Origin of the sequence: Polynucleobacter sp. MWH-Braz-FAM2G, from assembly GCF_018687635.1 — a bacterium.
Taxonomy (GTDB): domain Bacteria; phylum Pseudomonadota; class Gammaproteobacteria; order Burkholderiales; family Burkholderiaceae; genus Polynucleobacter.
The window spans coordinates 988,268-1,010,106 of sequence record NZ_CP061300.1; the positions used below are offsets into that span (position 1 = coordinate 988,268).

Below are 21,839 nucleotides of genomic sequence, written 5' to 3' on the forward strand. Positions count from 1 at the left end.
TTAGCTTTAGGCTTGCATTAATTCTTGTAAATGCTTAACAGCTGCTTTTGGATCTTTAGCCTGAGTTATCGCTCTTACTACTGCCACTGATCCAACGCCACTTTTCGATACTGCGTGAATGCTATCTTGATCAATGCCACCAATTGCTACCAATGGGTAGTGACTCATGAGCTTGGCATATTGGTATAAGCGTCCTAAGCCTTGTGGTGCCGTTGGCATTTTCTTCAGGTTTGTGGGAAAGATAGCGCCCATGGCTATATAGCTAGGACAAAAGCGATCGGCATACACAAGTTCTGCGTAGCCATGGGTACTGAGGCCAAGCCTTAGGCCTGCCGATCGAATTTCATCGAAGTCTGCCAGCTCCATGTCTTCTTGGCCTAAATGGACGCCATAAGCGCCCGCATCAATGGCTTCTCGCCAATAATCATTAATAAAGAGTAGGGTCTTGCTATCTTTTACGGCTGCAACAGATTCTTTAATTTGCCTTCTGATTTTGGCTTTATCTTCAGATTTAAATCGCAGTTGTACTGTCGGTATTTCTGCATCAACCATGCGTTTGACCCAATCGGCATCTGGCATTACGCCATACAAACCCAAACGTTTAGGGCACTCCGCAAACGCATTAGGATTCATATTCCGCGTCCACGGCAACAGATCAAAATGTTCTGGCCTGCTTGGCCACTTCAATGGATTAAATCCACCGTCTTGCATAGTCATGCGCGACCAAGCCTTGCCTAATACTCTGGCGTCAGATTCAATAAAACCCATATCAATGCTCGCCAATGCCCCAGCTAGCTCGTAATGATCCACAGCCGTTTCATTATCAATGAGTGGTGGCGGAGAATTCAGGCTGAATGACGGAATAGGGATGCATAAATCCTCATTGCGATGTGCCGCAACAATTTGATCTGCTAGGTCTCGTATAAGGCTCATGAACTCAGTGTACCGAACTTATAGCATTAAGATTGATGCCAAAAAGGCGTGCCCACCAATGGTGTGCTCGCTTGCGCAGATTCTTGAGGTTTCATGGCGCCCGATAAATAAGCGGCACGACCTGCCTCTACAGCCATAGCAAATGCTTTAGCCATAATCACTGGATCATCAGCAAGGGCTACAGCAGTATTTAAAAGTACGCCATCAAAGCCCCATTCCATGACAGTGCAAGCATGTGATGGAAGGCCTAAGCCAGCATCTACCAAGAGCGGAACTTGGAGACGATCACGCAATAATTTCATGGCGTAAGGATTTAGTGGGCCTTGTCCAGTGCCTATAGGGGCAGCCCAAGGCATCACCGCTTGGCAGCCAACATCAACAAGTCGCTGGCACAAAATTAAATCCTCGGTGCAGTAAGGTAATACTTTAAAGCCATCTTTAATCAAGATTTCTGCTGTTTGAACCAATCGCAAGACATCTGGTTGTAGGGTGTAGTCATCTCCGATCAACTCTAATTTGATCCAATTGGTTTCAAAAACTTCACGCGCCATTTGCGCAGTGGTAATAACCTCTTGAGGGCTGTGACACCCTGCGGTATTGGGTAAAACAGGTACAGCCATCTTTTTAAGTAATTCCCAAAAACCGCTGTGAGCCTCGGCAGTTGAGCTACCTTGACGACGCAGGCTAACAGTAATCATTCCTGGGTTAGCGGTTTGTACAGCGCTCTCAAGTATTTGTGGGGATGGATAGCGTGAAGTACCTAGTAACAAGCGACTTGCAAAACTCTCGCCATATAGTACTAGCGTATCGGCCTTGTTGAGTTTGTTGGGTAGCGGAGCGTTCATATTAAATTCACTTTTTCTCAACCGCCAGTAACGGGAGCAATAATTTCAATCTGATCATTCTCATTCAGGACAAACTCGGCATGTTTTGTCTTAGGTACAAAGTTGAGATTGACTGCAACTGCATAAGGTGGCTTGGCATCAATTAGCGCAAGTGCATCACTAATCATGCTTTTGCTGGGTAACTCATACTCCACTTGATTAACGATTACGCGCATATTACCTCTGCTTCCGCATTGCTTTGCGTGATACTCAATCCCAACTCCAGTGCGGTATTGCTATAGCCATGCTCTAATAGTTGCATTGTGCAATCTAATACTGCTGGGGCAATCATAAAACCATGGCGATACAAGCCATTGATTAAAATCAAATCCGTAAGACCTTTATTTCGTTGAGTACGAATTTCAGGTAGGTTATTTTTTAGAGTGGGGCGACACTGTGTTGCCATTTCTAATATGCGCGCTTCAGCAAACCCGCTATGAACGGTATACACAGCACTTAGTAGCTCCATAGCGGAGCGGACGCTCATCTCGGAGAGATCATCTGATTCAATTTCTGTCGCACCAACAACGTATATATCATTTTCTTTTGGTGCAATATAAATCGGATATCGCGGATGAATAAGACGAGTGGGTCGACGCAGCTTCACCTCTGGGGCATAGAGGCGGACAACTTCGCCACGCACACCTCGTAAAGTATTGGAGGTGACATTGGAAGACCAAAACTCTTTTGCTCCAGTCCCTCGACAATCAATCACCGCTTTGTATTTTGACTGGATGCGCATATCTTGAGGGCTGATTTCAGTATGCCAATGGCAATTGACTTTTAACAGCTTCAATTCATTAACAAGAGCGCTTAATAATTGACGATTATCTAACTGCCCTTCATTGGGAAGGTAGAGGCCTTGATTAAAGCGATCCGCAACCCCTGGCTCTAGTTCGCGTAAAGCATCATTATTTAGCTTCTGTGGTGCACTCAAAGCGTGATTGTTGCGACAGTTTTTTTCGAGATGAGCTGCAAATCGTTCGGCCTCATTTGCATCTTGACGATGCCAAAGAATGAGCGTGCCATCTTTTTGAAAATAAACTGAGCTTGATAAGTTAGCAACGAGATCTTGCCAGCGAGGCAGGCTGTATAAACCCATTCGTACAACCGAATCTTCTGTAATGGCGGATTCTGCTAGAGGTGCCAACATTGCTGCAGCAATACGCGCTGCAGCATGAGTGCCTTCGGGGTTACCTTTGTCAAAAAGATCAACTTGAGCACCACTTTTAGCAAGCGCAACTGCCAGTAAGCGACCCATTAGGCCGCCCCCAACGATTGCGTACTTGTTATTAGAAAGGCTCAAGCTATCTACCATCGTTCAAGTAAGGTTTACTGATATATCTCACTACCGCGTTTGCGGAATTCAGCAGACATTTCTTCCATACCTTTCGATGCATCCGCCACTTCAGCAATTGGAATAACCTTAGACTTCGGATTTCCATCGGCATCCAGAGAGGCGGCATAGTCACGCACTTCTTGTGTAATCTTCATTGAACAGAACTTTGGTCCGCACATGGAGCAGAAGTGTGCAATTTTTGCCCCTTCGGCTGGTAGTGTTGCATCGTGGTACTCGCGAGCGCGTTCAGGATCTAAGCCAAGATTGAATTGGTCTTCCCAGCGGAATTCAAAACGGGCTTTAGAAAGAGCGTTGTCTCGCACTTGAGCGCCAGGCAAGCCTTTAGCTAAGTCAGCGCCATGGGCAGCAATTTTGTAAGTAATGATGCCTTCACGAACATCTTCCTTGTCAGGCAGGCCCAAATGCTCTTTTGGGGTGACATAGCAAAGCATTGCAGTGCCATACCAACCAATTTGTGCGGCACCAATACCGCTGGTAATGTGATCGTAGCCAGGTGCAATATCGGTAATCAATGGTCCAAGTGTATAGAAGGGCGCTTCTAGGCAATGCTTAAGCTCTTCAGTCATGTTTTCTTCAATGCGTTGCATTGGTACATGTCCAGGGCCTTCAATCATGACCTGCACATCATGCTTCCATGCTTTCGCAGTGAGTTCACCTAGAGTATGAAGTTCACCGAATTGCGCAGCATCATTTGAATCAGCAATACACCCAGGACGTAAGCCATCACCAAGGCTAAATGAAACGTCATAGGCCTTCATGATTTCGCAAATCTCATCAAACTTGGTGTAAAGGAAATTTTCTTTGTGATGTGCTAAACACCATTTGGCCATGATCGAGCCACCGCGAGAAACAATTCCAGTAATACGATCAGCTGTCAACGGAACATAGCGGAGTAATACACCCGCATGAATCGTAAAGTAATCCACACCTTGTTCAGCTTGCTCAACCAAAGTATCGCGGAACATTTCCCAGGTGAGGTCTTCTGCAATACCGCCAGTCTTATCTAAAGCTTGATAAATTGGAACTGTTCCAATAGGTACTGGGGAATTACGAATAATCCACTCACGTGTTTCATGAATGTGTTTACCTGTAGAAAGATCCATGATGGTGTCAGCTCCCCAACGAATTGACCACACCATCTTTTCTACCTCTTCATTAATGGAAGAGGTTACGGCGGAGTTCCCTAGGTTGCCGTTAATCTTCACGCGGAAGTTGCGACCAATAATCATGGGCTCTAATTCGGGGTGATTAATATTGGCTGGAATAATCGCGCGACCCGCAGCGATTTCTGAGCGCACAAATTCACCAGTGACGACCTCGGGTAGGTTTGCGCCATATCCTTTGCCGGGGTGTTGTTTCAAGAGCTGCTTGTATGCAGGATCTTTGCGTAACTGCTCCAATCCCATGGATTCGCGCAATGCTACGCATTCCATTTCAGGTGTAATGATTCCTTGGCGGGCGTAATACATCTGACTGACGTTTTGACCTGATTTGGCAACACGAGGGGCGCTGATGTGGGCAAAGCGTAAGTTTTGGGTTGCTTCATCTTTGGAGCGAGCAACCCCGTATTCCGAGCTAGGACCAGCTAGCTGAACAGTATCGTTACGTTCTGCGATCCACGCGTCACGCAATCTTGGTAAACCTTTTTCAAGATTAATCACTACGTCAGGATCGCTATATGGTCCGGAAGTGTCATAGACTGGAACAGGTGGATTGGCTAATAATTCTTCACCTACTCTAGTAGGGAGCTGCTCAATCATACGAATTGGCGCCTTGATGTCAGGACGCGAACCCTGAAGATAAGTTTTTGTAGAGGCTGGATAGGCAAATTTTTGCCCAAAGTCTCTTTCCAAACTCTTTAGACTGGGAATCTCGTGTTTAACGCTTTTGTTTGAGGCTTTGCCTGTACTCATGTCCATCTCCTAGCTGTTTTAGATGGACGAAACCGGGTGTCGGTCTGATGTAACTCCCCACGCCAGCATTACCTGGATCGGGTTTTAGGGTCTTTCTCAGCGCCTTCAATGAAAACAATTAATTGAAGGGCACCCCTGTTTCATCCTTAGATAGAATTTAACCACGAATTAAGTAATTCCTACATGACGTCAGTCAATTAGGCCAAAGGGCTTGTTATAAAGCCTACTTATTGCGTCGCAATATAAAGTCAGCCGTTACAAATGCAGCATCCGAGGTGAATTCATCGGCCAAAATTCTGGCAGCGGCTTCAGGAAGAGAAATTTCAATAAATCCACTCACTTCGCCGTCATGATTGGTAGGCACAAAGTTGTCAGCTAATTCCAAATCATAGATAAAAAGTTGCTCATCATGAAAACCCCGACCAGCGATTGGGCGACGCATATGAATGCGTCCAACGGGCTCAATTTGATCGGCAATCTGTTCGGGTACTCCAGCTTCTTCCCAAAGCTCTCGACGTGCGCAAACCCATGGCGTTTCATCGGCTGAAATACCACCAGCTGCAAGGTTGTCTAACTTACCTGGATCAGTGGGTTTAGTCTCGCTACGTCTACCCAACCAAATCATATTGTTTTTGGTATAGCCATTAATATGCGTGGCCATACTACGAAAACCAAATGTTCGAAATGCTGCGCGCTCTAGACGAAAGTATTTGTGCCCATTTTGATCTACCCAAGCGAAATCTTCATTACGCCAACCAGGAATAAATCCACCCATTCGCATTCGTTCAGCCAATTGATAAAGGCTTGAAGATAATTCTCTAGGCTTGCCAGATTGAATCGTAAGTCTGTCATTGCCAATTGCGATTAGAGGTATAGATTGCTTTTGAAGCGACTCATGAAGGTAGTGAGTAAATTCTGGATTCAGATAACCAATCGGTTGTTCTTGGGCAATCCCGCGCGATAAGTAAATTGGCATAAAGTCTGCAGGAGCAGAGCGCGCAGAATTCTGCAGCATTTCCTCTAGGGCGGCAATCGTGCTGGTAGAGAGGCTAGTCATGAACCCAAGTGTAAGGGAACTCTAGAGGAATTGCTCTCAATGTTTATTTTGCATAACACAATGTTGGAACAACATTCAGATAATTATTTTATGCAAGTGCACAATAATTTAAAAAATATTCTGCTTAGAATTTAAGCAGACTAGCTCACTCTATACAAATCCGTGACTTACGAAAACTTTTTTGGATTTATCCACAATATCTGTGGATAAGTATGAGAATTTTGGTCCCGCCGACAGGAATCGAACCTGTATCCCACGCTTAGGAGGCATGTGCACTATCCATTGTGCTACGGCGAGAATGAATGAAGAATCAAAGTGTGTTAAACGAATTTTAAGCAAAAAAGAATCAGACTTTTTTATTCACCATCCACAAAGAGCCCATACTTGATTGCTTATCGCTACCATCATGTCAGGTGCGTAGTAAGCTGAAAAAATAATTAGCAAAGTAAATAAAACAAAACCATAGAAAATGATTTTCCAAAAAATCTTTTTATTACTAAGCATTAACTGTTCTCTGTAGCGCACGTTCTTTGACGGGTAGATTAACCAAGAAAGCAAATACACCCAATCCAATCGCAATTTTCCAAACGATTGAATATGAACCTGTTAAGTCAAATAAATAGCCCCCTAAGAATGCACCACAAAAGCTTCCTAGTTGGTGAGAGAAAAATACCAAACCAGAGAGCATCGTCAGATATTTAACGCCAAAGATTTGAGCCACGATGCCATTCGTCAAGGGAATGGTGGATAGCCACAAAAAGCCCATAATCGCAGCAAAAATATAGGTACTCATTGGGGTGGGTGGCAGCAGTAAAAAAGCGGTAATGGCTATAGAGCGACCCAAATAGATTGCTGAAAGTAAATATCGTTTCGGAAAACGTTGTCCCAGAATGCCTGAACTATAGGTGCCAAAGATGTTAAAGAGACCGATAAGGGCTAGCGCAGTTGTGGCAACTGCCGGCGCACCAACAGCGGGATAGCTCGTTGAGAGGTCTTTGAGATACGGTGCTAAATGCACCGCGATAAACACTACCTGAAAACCGCACACAAAATAACCCAGTGTTAGAAAGCGAAAGCTCGGATTGCTAATCGCTTCTTTTAAAGCCTGCTTGATAGTTTGATCGCCATGGTTGTGGGAGTGTGCAAAATTTTTCTCACGCAACATGAAAGCAGTTGGAATCATTAAGCTAGCCATGAGTGCCAACATGAGAAGTGCATCTTGAGCGCCAAATGCACTCAGCAATCCTTGCTCTGCTGGAATCATCAAAAACTGACCAAAAGATCCAGCAGCAGCGGCAATGCCCATTGCCCAAACCCGTTTATCAGCAGGAACGTTGCGACCCAAGATGCCATACACCACGCTGTAAGTGGTAGCGGTTTGCGCAAGACCAATCAGTAATCCGCCAGCTAAGGTGAAGTTCATGATGTCAGTGGAGACAGCCATGCCTGCTAATCCCAATGCGTATAACACCCCACCAGCAACCATAATTTTGAAAGCGCCATAACGATCGGCTAATGCGCCCGTAATTGGTTGCACTGCGCCCCAGATTAAATTTTGGAGGGCGATTGTTAGTGCAAAAGTTTCTCGACCCCAGCCATTCGCAGAGGTAATTGGTAGATTAAAAAGCCCAAAGCCATGTCGTATACCCATAGACATGGTGACCATGAAACCCCCAAATATGAGAACTTGCTTCATAGTGAGGCTTGCTTTTGCTGTGATGTGACTCATGGGGTTTAGATAATTCCCTTATTACGCAGTTGTTCAATAGCCTCATCGTCAAGCTTTAGTCGCTCATGCAAGATTTCTGTGGTATGTTGACCAAGGGTCGGTGGAGCCATTCTGACTTCAGTAGGAGTTTTTGACAAACGCATTGGGCTTGCTACTAGTTTCATCGTGCCAGTAGTGGGATGCGGAACATCAACCTGTACTTTGCGATGAATGACCTGTTCATTTTCAAAGACTTCTTTAAAGTTATTAATGGGGCCACAAGGAACATTCGCTTGCTCAAGAAGTGCTATCCAATCTCCTTTGGTTTTTTTTCGAGTCATTTGCTCTAATAGGGGAATCAGTTGCTTGCGATGCTCTACACGTAGCGGGTTGGAGGCAAATTGTGGATTGTCGGCAAGGTGCGCCTCACCGCCTGCTGTCACAAAATGGCGAAATTGACCGTCATTACCAGCGCCAACAATCATCCAGCCATCTGAAGTAGGGAATGTTTGATAGGGAACAATGATCGGAGAGGCATTTCCCCATCGCTTTGGAATTTCTCCAGAGGTGAGATAGGCACTAGACACGTTTGCCATTACAGCAACTTGAGTATCTAGTAGAGACATATCGATGTACTGACCTTCGCCCGTGTTGTCACGGTGAACTATTGCTGCCAAGATCGCGGTGCTGGCGTACATGCCAGTAAAAATGTCTGCAATAGCAACACCAGCCTTTTGTGGACTTGAGCCTTCAAAGTCTTGGGCTTCGCCTGTAACACTCATAAAGCCACCCATGCCTTGAATAATAAAATCATATCCAGGGCGATGGGCATAGGGTCCAGATTGACCAAAGCCGGTAATTGAGCAGTAGATTAGGTTTGGTTTGATCTGCTTAAGACTGTCGTAGTCCAGACCATATTTAGCGAGATCTCCTACTTTGTAGTTTTCGATGACGACATCGGACTCTGCAGTAAGTTGACGGATCAGCTCCTGACCCTCTGGCTTGGAAATATCCACGGTAATTGAGCGTTTATTGCGGTTGATGCAAATAAAATAGGCAGATTCTTCGGTTTCATGACCATTGGCATCTTTGGCAAAAGGAGGGCCCCAGTGGCGAGTGTCGTCTCCTGCACCTGGTCTTTCCACTTTGATGACATCTGCCCCCAAATCCGCTAGATTTTGAGCACACCATGGACCAGCCAAGACTCGGCTGAGGTCTAAAACGCGAATATGACTTAAAGCTCCCATCCCCTGATTTTGGCATGGATGGTGGGGGATTTCTTGAAAAATTCGGTCTGGACTTCAGACATGACTACAATTTGCGCGCATGGCTACCCGTAAAACTTCCGAATACAGCGAATCGTCGATTCAGGTCCTCAAAGGACTAGAACCAGTCCGTCAGCGGCCTGGAATGTACACCCGTACCGATAATCCTCTCCATATCATTCAAGAGGTGCTAGATAACGCATCTGATGAGGCTCTAGGTGGATTTGGCAAGCAAATCATCGTTACGATGCATACCGACGGTAGCGTCAGTGTTGAGGACGATGGTCGAGGCATTCCGGTGGGTATGCATCCCACAGAGAAGTTGCCAGTAGTTGAGATTGTTTTTACACAACTGCATGCTGGTGGTAAGTTTGAAAAAGGCACGGGTGGTGCTTATGCATTCTCTGGTGGTCTACATGGTGTTGGTGTTTCTGTTACCAACGCGCTATCTAAGAGATTAGAGGTGACCGTTTGGCGTGATGGCCAGATGTCTACCTTAACTTTTGCAGATGGCAAGGTGATTGAGAAGCTCAAATCAGTCCCATCCACAAAAGAAGATAAATCACACGGCACACGCGTGCGCGCTTGGCCCGATGGTAAATATTTTGATAGCTCAGTCATCCCCATGCCTGAGTTGATTCGCCTGTTGCGTTCCAAAGCAGTGTTATTGCCTGGCGTAAAAGTTACGCTGATCCAAGAGAAAACAGGCGATACCCAGACCTGGCAATACGCTCAGGGATTGCGTGGCTATTTAAACGAAGCGATTGCACAAGCAGGCCATGGCGCAGAGGTTATTCCTCCTTTTGAGGGCGAGCAATATGCCACCGGTTCGGGAGATGATGATTCCTTTGCTGAGGGTGAGGGCGCTGCCTGGGTAGTTTGTTGGACTGAAGATGGTGCACCCGTACGCGAGAGCTATGTGAACTTGATTCCTACTCCTGCAGGCGGTACTCATGAAAGTGGTTTGCGTGAAGGTTTATTTAATGCTGTCAAAGGCTTTATTGAAATGCACGCATTGCAACCAAAGGGTGTTAAGTTGATGCCTGAAGATGTATTTGCGCGTGCTTCATTCATCCTTTCTGCCAAAGTATTAGATCCTCAATTCCAGGGGCAAATTAAAGAGCGACTCAATTCACGGGACGCAGTGCGTTTGGTTTCGGGGTATGTTAAATCGGCACTGGAGCTTTGGCTAAATCAACACGTTGACTACGGTCGTAAGTTGGCTGATTTAGTTATCAAGCAAGCCCAAGCGAGAACTCGTGCAGGTCAAAAGGTTGAGAAGAAAAAGTCCTCTGGCGTGGCAGTTCTTCCGGGCAAACTCACAGATTGTGAAAGTCAGGACACCACTATGAATGAAATCTTCCTGGTGGAGGGTGATTCTGCTGGTGGTTCAGCCAAAATGGGTCGCAATAAGGAGTATCAAGCTATCTTGCCATTACGCGGTAAGGTCTTAAATACATGGGAGGCGGAGCGTGATCGCCTGTTTGCCAATAATGAAGTTCATGACATCGCAGTTGCGATTGGCGTCGATCCTCATGGACCTAACGACAACCCCGATCTTTCTAATTTGCGTTATGGGAAGGTTTGCATTCTTTCTGATGCGGACGTTGATGGTGCGCACATTCAGGTCTTGCTTTTAACCTTGTTTTATAAACATTTCCCCAAACTAATTGAGTTAGGTCATGTGCATATTTCCAGGCCGCCACTCTTTAGAGTCGATGCGCCAGCGCGTGGCAAAAAGCCAGCGCAAAAAATATATGCGCTCGATGCTAATGAGTTGCAAGCCATTGAAGATAAATTGCGTAAAGATGGCGTTAAAGAGTCCGCATGGCAGATCTCCCGTTTTAAAGGTTTGGGAGAAATGAGCGCTGAGCAGTTATGGGACACCACTTTAAATCCAGATACTCGTCGTTTACTGCCCGTAACATTAGGTGCCTGGACAGAAGATGAGACATTTAAAACCATGGATATGTTGATGGGTAAATCAGAATCTGGAGCGCGTCGCGATTGGCTTGAAGAGCGCGGCAATGAAGTAGAGGCGGATATCTAATGGCAACTAAAAAGACTCCAGGAAAAAATACTCCTGCTGATCAGGCGGATTTATTCTCTAACCCCATTGAAATCGATGTTGTCGAGGTTGACGAAGCTCCAGCCACATCATCAGGCGGTGGATCGGGCAATCATGATCCAAAGACAATTGATCTTAATGAAGATGGTAAAGATAGCTTAACCTTAGCGGTATATGCGGAACGTGCTTATTTAGATTACGCCATTAGCGTAGTTAAAGGTCGCGCATTGCCAGAAGTTGCTGATGGTCAAAAACCTGTACAACGTCGCATTTTGTTCTCCATGAACGAGATGGGTTTGCGCGCAGATGCGAAGCCTGTGAAAAGTGCTAGAGTAGTTGGAGATGTGCTTGGTAAGTTTCATCCGCATGGTGATCAATCTGCTTACGATGCTTTAGTGCGTTTAGCGCAAAGCTTCTCATTGCGTTATCCCTTAATTGATGGACAAGGAAACTTCGGTTCTCGCGATGGTGATGGTGCTGCTGCAATGCGCTATACCGAGGCGCGTTTAACGAAAATTGCAAGCCTGCTTTTAAGTGAGATCGATGAGGGAACGGTTGATTTTGCGCCAAATTATGATGGCTCATTTCAAGAGCCTAAGCTTCTTCCGGCACGTTTACCATTTGTTCTGCTAAATGGCGCATCGGGTATTGCTGTAGGTATGGCAACAGAAATTCCTTCGCATAATTTGCGTGAAGTAGCCTCTGCAGCCGTTGCTTTGATGAAGTCTCCCAAGATTAGTACTTCTGAGTTATTGGAGATCATGCCTGGGCCAGATTACCCCGGTGGTGGACAAATTATTTCTTCTGCGGCGGAGATTGCTCAGATTTACGAAGCGGGGCGCGGCAGTATTAAGGTGCGCGCACGCTGGTCAGTGGAAGAATTGGCGCGTGGCCAATGGCAAGTAGTTGTAAATGAACTTCCCCCTGCCACATCTTCTCAGCGCGTTTTACAAGAGATTGAAGAAATTACCAATCCAAAGGTAAAGGTTGGTAAAAAGACATTAACTCCTGAGCAGAATAATCTGAAATCGACCATTCTGAATGTGCTTGATGGAGTTCGTGATGAATCGAGTAAGGATGCGGCGGTTCGTCTGGTATTTGAGCCCAAGAGCAAGAATATCGATATCAATGAGTTCGTGAACTTATTGTTGGCCCATACTTCACTAGAATCCAATGCGCCAATGAACTTGGTGATGATTGGCAATGATGGTCGTCCGCGTCAAAAAGGCTTGAAAGAAATTCTTACTGAGTGGATTGCCTTCAGGGTTGCTACTGTTACGCGCAGAACCCAGCATCGCTTAGGTAAAGTCAAAGACCGCATGCATATTTTGGAAGGGCGCTTAACTGTTCTTCTAAATATTGATAAGGTCATCAAGATCATTCGCAATAGCGATGAGCCCAAAGCAGATTTGATTAAAGAGTTCAAGCTGAGCGATCGTCAGGCAGAAGATATCTTGGATATTCGTTTGCGTCAGTTGGCTCGCTTGGAAGGTATCAAAATTGAGCAAGAGCTGAAAGAGCTTAAAGCTGAGCGCGATGATTTGGAAGGTTTGTTGCAAAGCGATACCGTCTTGCGCAAGCGCATCATCAAAGAAATCGAATCCGACATGAGGGATTTTGGCGATGATCGCCGTACCCTGATTCAGGAAGATAAACGTGCAGTGGCCGAGACGAAAGTGATTGACGAGCCCGTAACAGTTATCGTTTCACAAAAAGGGTGGGTGCGGGTGCGTCAAGGTCATGAACACGATGCAACTCAATTTAGCTTCAAGACTGGAGATGCCCTCTATGCCACTTTTGAAGTCAGAACTGTTGATGTGATCCAAGGTTTTGGCAGCGATGGTCGCGTTTATACCGTGCCAGTGAGTGAATTGCCTGGTGCGCGTGGTGATGGTTCGCCATTGACGAGTTTCGTCAATCTTGCCGCAGGCTCGCAAATGGTTGCCTACTATGCAGGTCAAGCAGATGATTTAGTGCTTCTTTCCACAAAAGCGGGCTATGGTTTCCTTGCCAATGTGGCTGATATGACTACGCGCAACAAGGCTGGTAAATCATTCCTAAGTATGGATGCCAAAGTGCCAGGGGATGCACCATTGGGTGCTTCTAAAGTTAAGGTAGGCATGAAGCAAGTTGCCTGCTTATCTGAAGCCTCAAAGCTATTAGTTTTCCCTCTAGATGAGTTGAAGCGTTTGCCAACTGGTGGCAAGGGCGTCATTCTGATGGGCTTAGACGATAAAGAGTATCTGGCTTCCGCAATAGCAGTTGGACCAGATGGAGCGACTTATTCAGGTGCTGGGCGCGCAGGCAAGCCAACCGAGTTGAGTTTGGATGCAAAAACATTGAAGTCATTCGCTGGAAACCGAGCTCGCAAAGGCCATTTTGTCGAGCCACGCCTTAAAGACGGCAAGTTAAAGGCAAATTAGAGCGTTAGGTTTTCTTCGGAATGCTTACGCCGTATTTCACGGCAATCACTTCTGCCAGAATCGAAACAGCGATTTCTGGTGGGGTGAGGGCGCCGATATAAAGTCCAACTGGACCATGCAATTTCTCAACTTGCTCTTGAGTAACATCAAACTCCAATAAACGTTCTTTGCGTTTTTGGGTATTTTTTCTACTGCCTAATGCGCCCACATAAAAGGCTGGTGACTTGAGGGCTTCCATCAACGCCATGTCATCGAGTTTGGGATCATGTGTGAGTGCAACAACCGCTGTATGGGAATCGATACCGATTTCAAGCAAAACATCATCCGGCATCCCTTTTATAAAAGTGATGTCCGCACGATCAAGTCCTTCAGCATATTCTTCACGAGGATCGATTACGATGACTTCAAAATCAGAAGCTAGGGCAAAATCTGCCGCGTACAGTGAAAGCTGACCAGCACCAATAATGACCATGCGCCAGCGAGGTCCATAGGTGGTTTGCATTTCTTTTTCGGTACAAACGAACTCATCATTTCGATTGCCCGGGGCCAAAATAGAATGCCCGCTAGCTAAATTTACAGACCGACGGGTAATTTGATGCGAGGAGATATTCTCCAGAAGCTTCTCTAAGATGGTCAATTGTGGTTTTGGTTCAACCAATAGGCGCAGAGTGCCTCCACAAGGGAGCCCAAATCTTGCTGCCTCTTGTTGAGTTACGCCATAGACCACCATTTCAGGTGTATCGCGGGTGAGGATCTCGGTTTGCACTCGGCGAATAAGGTCATCTTCAACACAACCGCCTGAGACCGACCCCGCAACTTGGCCATCCGCTCGTATCGCGAGCCAAGAGCCTACGGGGCGAGGTGCTGAACCCCAAGTTTGAACGACTGTAGCAATCGCCACTGCTTGACCCGATTGGAGCCATTCAACGGCTGATTTGAGGACGCTTAAATCGGTACTATTCATGCTGTATCTTGATTTATGAATGATTTAGTTGATAACTATTTATTATCACTCTAATGCCTGTTAATAGTGAACCTCACCAAAATACCCCCTTACGCCTAGCCATCTTGATACTGGCTGCAGGCGAGGGGAGTCGTTTGGGTGGTTATCCCAAGGCTTTGTTAAAAAAGGATGGGGATACATTATTAAAACGTTTTATTAGTTCCACACAAACACTTTGCCCAATCGAGACTTTGGTTGTTACCGGTTTTTACTCGGAAAAAATTGAAGCGGAAATTCAATTGCTTCAGCAGGAAATCAAAAGTCCAATAACTTGGGTGCAAAATTTAAATCCAGCAATGGGTCAATCATCTTCTGTACGCTTAGGCATCACATCACTTAAAAGTGACTATGACGTTTTGTTAATTGCTTTATGCGATCAACCTAATATTGGTGCCGATGAAATTGACGCTTTGCTAGAGCAATTCAATCAGTTATCTAAAGGGCAAGAAATTGTGCTGCCGATGGTCAATCAGCAGCGCGGTAACCCCGTATTATTTTCACGAAGGGTGATGAATCAAATCCTAACAACTCCAGAGATGGTTTGCCGATCCTATATGGACCAACATCCAGAGATTGTTCATGGCTTTATTACTGACAATCAAGCTTATGTACTGGATGTCGATACATTGAGCGACATCCAGAAGCTCGGACTTGATTCTATTGAGTCTTAATTGACTTTTAAATCTCTGCGATTAATTCAATTTCAACGCATGCTCCAAGAGGTATTTGAGCTACACCAAAGGCGCTGCGTGCATGTTTACCAGCATCACCAAAAACTTCGAAAAGCAATTCAGAGCAACCGTTGACGACTAGATGTTGTTCAGTATAGCTATCTGTTGAGTTCACTAAACCCATTACTTTAGTGATGCGCTTGACCTTATCCAAAGAGCCTAAATGGTTTTGTAGTGTGGATATTAAATCGATAGCGATCGAACGCGCCGCTGTTTTGCCAGTCTTTGTATCCATATCCTTGCCAAGTTTTCCGACCCAAGGCTTGCCATCTCGTTTGGCAATATGACCCGATAAAAAAACAGTGTTGCCGCTTGTGACTGCCATGACATAAGCTGCAGCAGCCTGTCCTGGTGGTGGCAAATCAATTCCGAGGGATTTAAGGCGTTCGCTAATTGTTGTGCTCATGATGTAAGTAGAAAGATTAAATTAAAAGAAAAAAAGTATGAAACGAATAGGAAATACAGAGAAAAAGAGATTGCGAATCCCAACACCTAAATCTTACTTGGAAAGCTGGCGCATAGCACTTTCAAGGCCATTTAAAGTTACTGGATACATGCGGCCTTTCATGAGATTTTGCATGATGTCAATGGATTGACGGTATTGCCAGATTGACTCGGGCTCTGGGTTAAGCCAGGCAAAGTGTGGGAAGTGATCTATCAACCGATTGATCCATACGGCGCCAGCTTCTTTATTGTTGTACTCGACTGATCCATTGGGGCTTAATATTTCATAGGGAGACATCGTCGCATCTCCAACAAATATCAATTTATAGTCTGGTCCATATTTATTGATAATGTCTTGTGTGGGGGTAACTTGGTCACGTCTGCGACGATTACTTTGCCATAAGTTCTCATAAACACAGTTATGAAAATAGTAATGCTCAAGGTGCTTAAATTCAGCCTTTGCAGCAGAGAATAATTCAGCAATCCGTTGAATGTGATCATCCATTGAGCCGCCCACATCCATCAACAGCAACACCTTGACCTGATTATGGCGTTCAGGTCGCATTTGAATATCAAGCATGCCAGCATTAGCTGCAGTTGAATGAATGGTCTTATCTAAATCGAGCTCAAGAGCCGATCCCTCGCGAGCAAAACGACGTAAGCGACGTAATGCAACTTTAATATTGCGCGTTCCTAGGGCTAAATCACTGTCATAGTCTTTAAATTCTCGCGCTTCCCAAACTTTGATGGCGGTTCTATTGCCAGCACTTTCGCCACCAATCCGAATGCCTTCAGGGTGATATCCGCTATGACCAAATGGTGAGGAGCCACCAGCGCCAATCCATTTATTTCCACCACCATGCCATTCTTTTTGCTCTTTTAAAAGTTCTTCGAGTCGTTTTTGAAGGGCCTCAGGGCCGCCTAATTTTTGAAGCGCCGCTTTTTCTTCTTCAGTTAACACTCTTTGAAGTTTCTTTTCTAGCCAGTCCAACGGAATATCTGGTGAGAGGGCAATGATTTGCTCAATCCCATTAAAGTAGCTGCCAAAGACTTGATCAAAGCGATCAAAGTGCTGCTCATCCTTAATCAATGTCATGCGAGCAAGTTGATAAAACTCATCAATAGATGGATTGATTACGCCTGATTTCAATGCTTCCAAAAGAGTTAAAAACTCTCTAACAGAAACAGGCACTTTCGCCTCTTTCAGGTTCAGGAAGAATTGAATCAACATAATTAAATGACTTAACTAATGACTTACTCAATGATTTAATCAGCGATGATTGCGATTCATCATCACTAAGCGTTCAAATAAATGTATATCTTGTTCGTTTTTTAACAAGGCACCATGCAGGGGTGGCACGACAATCTTTTCGTCGTTGCTATATAAAGCATCTGGTGGAATGTCCTCGGCCAATAAAAGCTTGAGCCAATCTATCAACTCAGATGTAGAGGGCTTCTTTTTAAGTCCTGGTAGTGAGCGAATTTGATAAAAGGCTTTAAGTGCGGCATCCAAAAGTTCTTGCTTGATGTTGGGATGGTGAACATCAACGATGCTTTGCATAGTTTGGGCATCGGGAAAGGTAATGTAATGAAAAAAGCAGCGCCTCAAAAAAGCATCCGGCAATTCTTTTTCATTATTTGAGGTGATGATGACCAAAGGGCGATGTTTTGCCTTGATCAACTCTCGGGTTTCATATACATAAAACTCCATTCGATCAATCTCGCGCAATAAGTCATTTGGAAATTCGATATCCGCTTTGTCAATTTCATCGATCAATAACACCGTAGGTTCATTCGCTTCAAAAGCTTGCCAAAGAACGCCTTTTACAATGTAGTTGCGAATATCTTTTACTTTTTCATCGCCTAATTGTGAGTCACGTAAACGACTAACGGCATCGTACTCATAGAGCCCTTGCTGTGCTTTGGTAGTTGACTTGATATGCCACTGAAGGAGTGGCATATTCAGAGCGGCCGCCACTTCTTCGGCAAGCATGGTTTTTCCAGTGCCTGGCTCACCCTTAATTAGCAAAGGTCTTTGGAGCGCAATTGCAGCGTTAACAGCTAGCTTTAGGTCGTCTGTCGCAACATAGCTTTGACTGCCGGAAAAGCGATTTTGGGATGTGGAAGTGGATTTACTCATGTGCTTGCCTAAATAAGTGCAGGGGATAAGCATTTAAGTATAGGTAAATGAGGCAAATCTTTCAGTATTTCTACTGATTTTGGGCTTCAAAATGGCGGGAAGGGCGTCTGTCCGCTATACTCTTCCAAAATTGATTTAAATCAAACTCATAAATACTGATTTCTATGAAAAAACTCTCCATTCTTTCTCAATTGGCCGTGACTACAGCTTTAGTTTTTGCTGGTTCTGCTGCACAGGCTGATGAAGTTAAAGGCAATGCCGCTGCAGGTAATGGCAAGGTTTGGCTTTGTGTTGGTTGCCATTCCATCCCTGACTATCGCGCTGATTACCCATTGGTTTACAAAGTTCCAATGTTGGGCGGTCAAAATGCTGCTTATATCGCTAGCGCATTGGCTGCCTATAAGAAGGGTGAAAGAAAGCATCCAACTATGCGTTCAATCGCTGCCAGTTTGTCTGACCAAGATATGGCTGATATCAGCGAATACTATGCTGCGCAGACTGCCAGCTCACCTAACAACCCATTGAAGTGATTCAACGATCAAGATACATAGAGATACTTTTATGAAATTCGCACTTATTACTGCAGTTTTGCTCTCCAGCATTGGTTTGGTTAACGTAGCAAACGCTGCCAGCGTGGATAAAGGTCAGGCATTGGTTGAGAAGGCTAATTGCGCTTCCTGCCATGGCGCTGGTCTAAATGCTCCAATTCTGCCTGCTTACCCAAAGCTGGCGGGTCAATACTCTGATTACTTGTACTACGCTCTTAAGGCATACAAAGTGGGTAACAGTAATGCTCAATATGGTCGCAATAATGCAATCATGGGCTCACAAGTCCAAAACTTTAGCGATGCAGACTTGCAAGATATCGCTGCATACATAGCGTCATTGCCAGGGAATTTTGTAATTAAGAAATAAAATTGCTGGTATAGAAAACATAACAAAAAGGCTTAGAAGATTCATCTAAGCCTTTGTTTTTATGTGATTTATTTTTTAGCGTAGGGCTTCTAAGCCTCTTGCCAAGTGCTCGCGCATAGTTAATTCCGCAGCCTTTTCATCCCTTTTTAATAGCGCTCTCAGAATCTCTCGATGTTCAACTAATGAGCTTTGGAGTCTTCCTGTGCTGGTAAGAGAGTCTCTGCGGTGCAGTTTTAGCACTTTACGTAAGTCGTTAATCACGCCGTTCATCCAGCGATTTCCGGCAATTTCTTGTATTAATTCATGGAATTTGCCATTGATTTCGAAAAATTGCTCTAGATCCCGATCGGCAGCCGCTTTCTCCAATCGGTGATGAAGGTGGTCCAACAGGTTTAACTCAGCTTCTGTCGCCTTTAATGCTGCTTCTTTTGCAGCTTGACCCTCAAGCAAGGAGAGGACAGTAAATATCTGTTCTAAATCTTTCCTGACAACCTCAGTTACATAAGCTCCGCGTCGCATTTTGATAGTGACGAGGCCCTCAGACGCCAAAACTTTGATGGCTTCTCGCATAGGCGTGCGACTAATGCCAAATTGATCAGCAAGCGATTGCTCGTCAAGCCAGCTTCCAGGCGAAAGTTGCTTGCTAAATATTTGCTCTCGAAGCCTGTCGGCAACGTCTTCGTATAGAGGTCTATTATTCAGTTTTGTATTCATAATTATGAATACATTATGTAGACAAAACAAAAATTGTCAAGCAGAATGTAGGGACATTTCGATGCAATGCAACAAAAATTAACCGGGAGTTTTTGTGAGTTCTAAAGAAAAAAATTCATGGCCATCATTTCCTGACGCTAGTCTAGATGCTTGGAAAAAGTCAGCACAGAAATCGGCCCCTAATGGCGATGTTGATTCGTTGGGTTGGAAAACGCCCGATGGCATTCATTTAAAGGCTTTATACACATCATCCGATATTGAAGGTCTTAATTACACCGATACGCTACCTGGATTTGAGCCATTTGTTCGTGGACCTCAAGCAACGATGTACTCAGTTAGACCTTGGACAATTCGTCAGTACGCTGGCTTTTCAACAGCAGAAGAATCAAATGCTTTTTATCGCAAGGCATTAGCTGCAGGTGGTCAGGGTGTGTCTGTTGCATTTGACTTGGCTACGCACCGTGGATACGACTCGGATCATCCACGTGTTACAGGTGATGTTGGTAAGGCTGGAGTTGCGATCGACTCTGTTGAAGATATGAAGATCTTGTTTGATGGCATTCCATTAGACAAAGTTTCTGTTTCAATGACGATGAATGGCGCCGTGTTGCCCGTATTGGCTGGTTATATTGTTGCTGGTGAAGAGCAAGGCGTAAAGCAAGAACAACTCTCTGGAACAATTCAGAACGATATTCTGAAAGAGTTCATGGTGCGCAACACCTACATTTACCCGCCAGAACCTTCTATGCGCATTATTGGTGACATTATTGAATACACCGCTAAGCATATGCCGAAGTTCAACTCGATTTCTATTTCGGGTTATCACATGCAAGAAGCTGGCGCCAATCAAGTATTGGAGCTGGCTTTTACTTTGGCCGACGGTAAAGAGTATGTGAAGACTGCACTTGCAAAAGGTTTGGATGTTGACGGCTTTGCGGGTCGCTTATCTTTCTTCTTTGCAATTGGTATGAACTTCTACTTAGAGGTTGCTAAGTTGCGCGCTGCGAGATTGTTATGGTGGCGCATCATGAAATCATTCGAGCCAAAGAATCCAAAATCATTGATGCTGCGCACGCACTGTCAAACTTCAGGCTGGTCTTTAACTGAGCAAGATCCCTACAACAACGTGGTGAGAACAACTGTTGAGGCGATGGCAGCAGTATTCGGTGGTACACAGTCACTGCATACCAATTCATTGGATGAGGCAATTGCGCTTCCTTCCGAATTCTCAAGCCGTATTGCGCGTAATACTCAATTGATTCTTCAAGAAGAGACTCATATTCCGAGTGTGATCGATCCATGGGCTGGTTCTTACATGATGGAGAATCTCACGCAAGAGATGGCTGATAAGGCTTGGGAAATCATTCAAGAAGTAGAGGCTATGGGTGGCATGACCAAGGCTGTTGAAAGCGGTTGGGCTAAGCTTAAGATTGAAGCGGCTGCTGCTGAAAAACAAGCCAAGATTGACTCAGGCTCCGATGTGATCGTTGGTGTAAACAAATACAAGCTTGGCAAAGAAGACTTGGTAGATGTTTTGATGATCGACAACGATAAAGTTCGTGAAGGTCAGGTTGCGCGTCTTAAAGACATCAAGGCAAAACGCGACACTCAAAAAGTACAAGCAGCATTAGAAGCATTGACGAAGGCTGCCGAAGATAATTCTGGAAACCTATTGGAATTGTCTGTAAATGCAATTCGTTTGCGTGCAACAGTCGGTGAAGTTTCTGATGCATTGGAAAAGGTTTACGGGCGCCATCGCGCCGATACTCAAAAGGTGACTGGTGTGTATGCTGCCGCTTATGACTCAGCAGAAGGCTGGGCAAAACTTCAAACAGAAATTGCTGATTTCGCAAAAGACTTTGGACGTCGTCCCCGTGTGATGATTGCCAAGTTAGGTCAAGATGGTCATGACCGCGGCGCAAAAGTAGTGGCAACTGCTTATGCCGACTTAGGTTTTGACGTTGATATTGGACCTTTATTCCAAACGCCAGAAGAGTGTGCTCGTCAGGCTATTGAGAACGACGTACATGCTTTGGGGGTTTCCACTTTAGCTGCTGGCCATAAGACATTGGTTCCTGCCATCATCGCCGAATTGAAGAAACAAGGTGCCGATGACATTATTGTTTTCGTTGGCGGCGTGATCCCAAGACAGGATTATGAATTCCTCTATGAGGCAGGCGTAAAAGGAATCTACGGTCCTGGTACCCCGATTCCGGCATCTGCCAAGGATGTGCTTGAGCAAATCCGTAAATCTGTTAAACCAGCTTAATACGGACCATAA

General features: G+C 45.1%; 19 protein-coding genes, 1 tRNA gene and 1 riboswitch. Of the genes, 6 read left to right on the plus strand and 14 right to left on the minus strand.

Annotated features, from left to right (window positions below; translation table 11 throughout):
• Positions 1–6: 6 nt before the first annotated feature.
• From thiE to FD973_RS05245, 9 genes are all read right to left on the minus strand, one after another.
• On the minus strand, positions 7–933 hold the full coding sequence (thiE, locus tag FD973_RS05205) for a thiamine phosphate synthase (RefSeq protein ID WP_215324558.1): 927 nt from the start codon (positions 931–933) through the stop codon (positions 7–9).
• Positions 934–959: 26 nt separating this feature from the next.
• On the minus strand, positions 960–1,778 hold the full coding sequence (locus FD973_RS05210; protein WP_215324559.1) for a thiazole synthase: 819 nt from the start codon (positions 1,776–1,778) through the stop codon (positions 960–962).
• 17 nt (positions 1,779–1,795) lie between these two features.
• Positions 1,796–1,993 (minus strand): sulfur carrier protein ThiS, encoded by a 198-nt coding sequence (thiS, locus tag FD973_RS05215; RefSeq protein WP_215324560.1) that lies wholly within the window; start codon positions 1,991–1,993, stop codon positions 1,796–1,798.
• Entirely contained in the window at positions 1,984–3,135 is a 1,152-nt protein-coding gene (locus FD973_RS05220) for an FAD-dependent oxidoreductase (RefSeq protein ID WP_215324561.1), read from the minus strand. The genes thiS and FD973_RS05220 overlap by 10 nt, the downstream gene beginning before the upstream one ends.
• Positions 3,136–3,149: 14 nt before the next feature.
• Positions 3,150–5,090 (minus strand): phosphomethylpyrimidine synthase ThiC, encoded by a 1,941-nt coding sequence (gene thiC / locus FD973_RS05225; RefSeq protein ID WP_251368846.1) that lies wholly within the window; start codon positions 5,088–5,090, stop codon positions 3,150–3,152.
• A gap of 37 nt (positions 5,091–5,127) precedes the next feature.
• Positions 5,128–5,237: riboswitch (TPP riboswitch) on the minus strand.
• A 76-nt stretch (positions 5,238–5,313) separates the two neighbouring features.
• Positions 5,314–6,147 carry an NUDIX hydrolase family protein gene (locus FD973_RS05230; protein ID WP_215324562.1) on the minus strand — a complete coding sequence of 278 codons (834 nt, stop codon included), beginning with the start codon at positions 6,145–6,147 and terminating at the stop codon, positions 5,314–5,316.
• A gap of 222 nt (positions 6,148–6,369) precedes the next feature.
• Positions 6,370–6,444, minus strand: a tRNA-Arg gene (locus FD973_RS05235).
• A gap of 199 nt (positions 6,445–6,643) precedes the next feature.
• Positions 6,644–7,876: an MFS transporter gene (locus FD973_RS05240; RefSeq protein ID WP_215324563.1), complete on the minus strand. Its 1,233-nt coding sequence runs from the start codon at positions 7,874–7,876 to the stop codon at positions 6,644–6,646.
• 5 nt (positions 7,877–7,881) lie between these two features.
• Entirely contained in the window at positions 7,882–9,102 is a 1,221-nt protein-coding gene (locus FD973_RS05245) for a CaiB/BaiF CoA-transferase family protein (protein WP_215324564.1), read from the minus strand.
• Positions 9,103–9,181: 79 nt separating this feature from the next.
• Here FD973_RS05245 and FD973_RS05250 point away from each other — a divergent pair, with 79 nt between their 5' ends.
• Both FD973_RS05250 and parC read left to right on the plus strand, forming a co-directional pair.
• A complete protein-coding gene (locus FD973_RS05250) occupies positions 9,182–11,170 on the plus strand; it encodes a DNA topoisomerase IV subunit B (protein WP_215324565.1) in 1,989 nt (662 codons plus the stop codon).
• A 71-nt stretch (positions 11,171–11,241) separates the two neighbouring features.
• Positions 11,242–13,611 carry a DNA topoisomerase IV subunit A gene (gene parC / locus FD973_RS05255; RefSeq protein ID WP_251368872.1) on the plus strand — a complete coding sequence of 790 codons (2,370 nt, stop codon included), beginning with the start codon at positions 11,242–11,244 and terminating at the stop codon, positions 13,609–13,611.
• 4 nt (positions 13,612–13,615) lie between these two features.
• Here the strand turns inward: parC and FD973_RS05260 are convergent, their stop codons facing one another.
• Positions 13,616–14,575 (minus strand): XdhC family protein, encoded by a 960-nt coding sequence (locus FD973_RS05260; protein ID WP_215324566.1) that lies wholly within the window; start codon positions 14,573–14,575, stop codon positions 13,616–13,618.
• Between the two features lie 53 nt (positions 14,576–14,628).
• On the opposite strand from FD973_RS05260, the gene FD973_RS05265 reads away from it, so the two are divergent.
• Complete coding sequence (locus FD973_RS05265; protein ID WP_215324567.1) at positions 14,629–15,285, plus strand: NTP transferase domain-containing protein; 657 nt, start codon at positions 14,629–14,631, stop codon at positions 15,283–15,285.
• Positions 15,286–15,292: 7 nt separating this feature from the next.
• On the opposite strand, the gene FD973_RS05270 is transcribed toward FD973_RS05265, so the two are convergent.
• The 3 genes from FD973_RS05270 to FD973_RS05280 form a co-directional block, all read right to left on the minus strand.
• Positions 15,293–15,751: a RidA family protein gene (locus tag FD973_RS05270; RefSeq protein WP_215324568.1), complete on the minus strand. Its 459-nt coding sequence runs from the start codon at positions 15,749–15,751 to the stop codon at positions 15,293–15,295.
• Positions 15,752–15,844: 93 nt separating this feature from the next.
• The gene (locus FD973_RS05275; protein WP_215324569.1) at positions 15,845–17,020 is read right to left on the minus strand and encodes a VWA domain-containing protein; all 1,176 of its coding nucleotides are present in this window, start codon (positions 17,018–17,020) and stop codon (positions 15,845–15,847) included.
• 39 nt (positions 17,021–17,059) lie between these two features.
• A complete protein-coding gene (locus FD973_RS05280) occupies positions 17,060–17,929 on the minus strand; it encodes a MoxR family ATPase (RefSeq protein WP_215324570.1) in 870 nt (289 codons plus the stop codon).
• Between the two features lie 164 nt (positions 17,930–18,093).
• Here FD973_RS05280 and FD973_RS05285 point away from each other — a divergent pair, with 164 nt between their 5' ends.
• On the plus strand, positions 18,094–18,459 hold the full coding sequence (locus FD973_RS05285) for a cytochrome c (RefSeq protein WP_215324571.1): 366 nt from the start codon (positions 18,094–18,096) through the stop codon (positions 18,457–18,459).
• A gap of 31 nt (positions 18,460–18,490) precedes the next feature.
• A complete protein-coding gene (locus FD973_RS05290; RefSeq protein WP_215324572.1) occupies positions 18,491–18,844 on the plus strand; it encodes a cytochrome c in 354 nt (117 codons plus the stop codon).
• Positions 18,845–18,919: 75 nt separating this feature from the next.
• Here FD973_RS05290 and FD973_RS05295 read toward each other — a convergent pair whose 3' ends face one another.
• The gene (locus tag FD973_RS05295; RefSeq protein WP_215324573.1) at positions 18,920–19,558 is read right to left on the minus strand and encodes a GntR family transcriptional regulator; all 639 of its coding nucleotides are present in this window, start codon (positions 19,556–19,558) and stop codon (positions 18,920–18,922) included.
• Positions 19,559–19,652: 94 nt separating this feature from the next.
• Here FD973_RS05295 and scpA point away from each other — a divergent pair, with 94 nt between their 5' ends.
• Entirely contained in the window at positions 19,653–21,827 is a 2,175-nt protein-coding gene (gene scpA / locus FD973_RS05300) for a methylmalonyl-CoA mutase (RefSeq protein ID WP_215324574.1), read from the plus strand.
• The last annotated feature ends 12 nt before the right edge of the window (positions 21,828–21,839 follow it).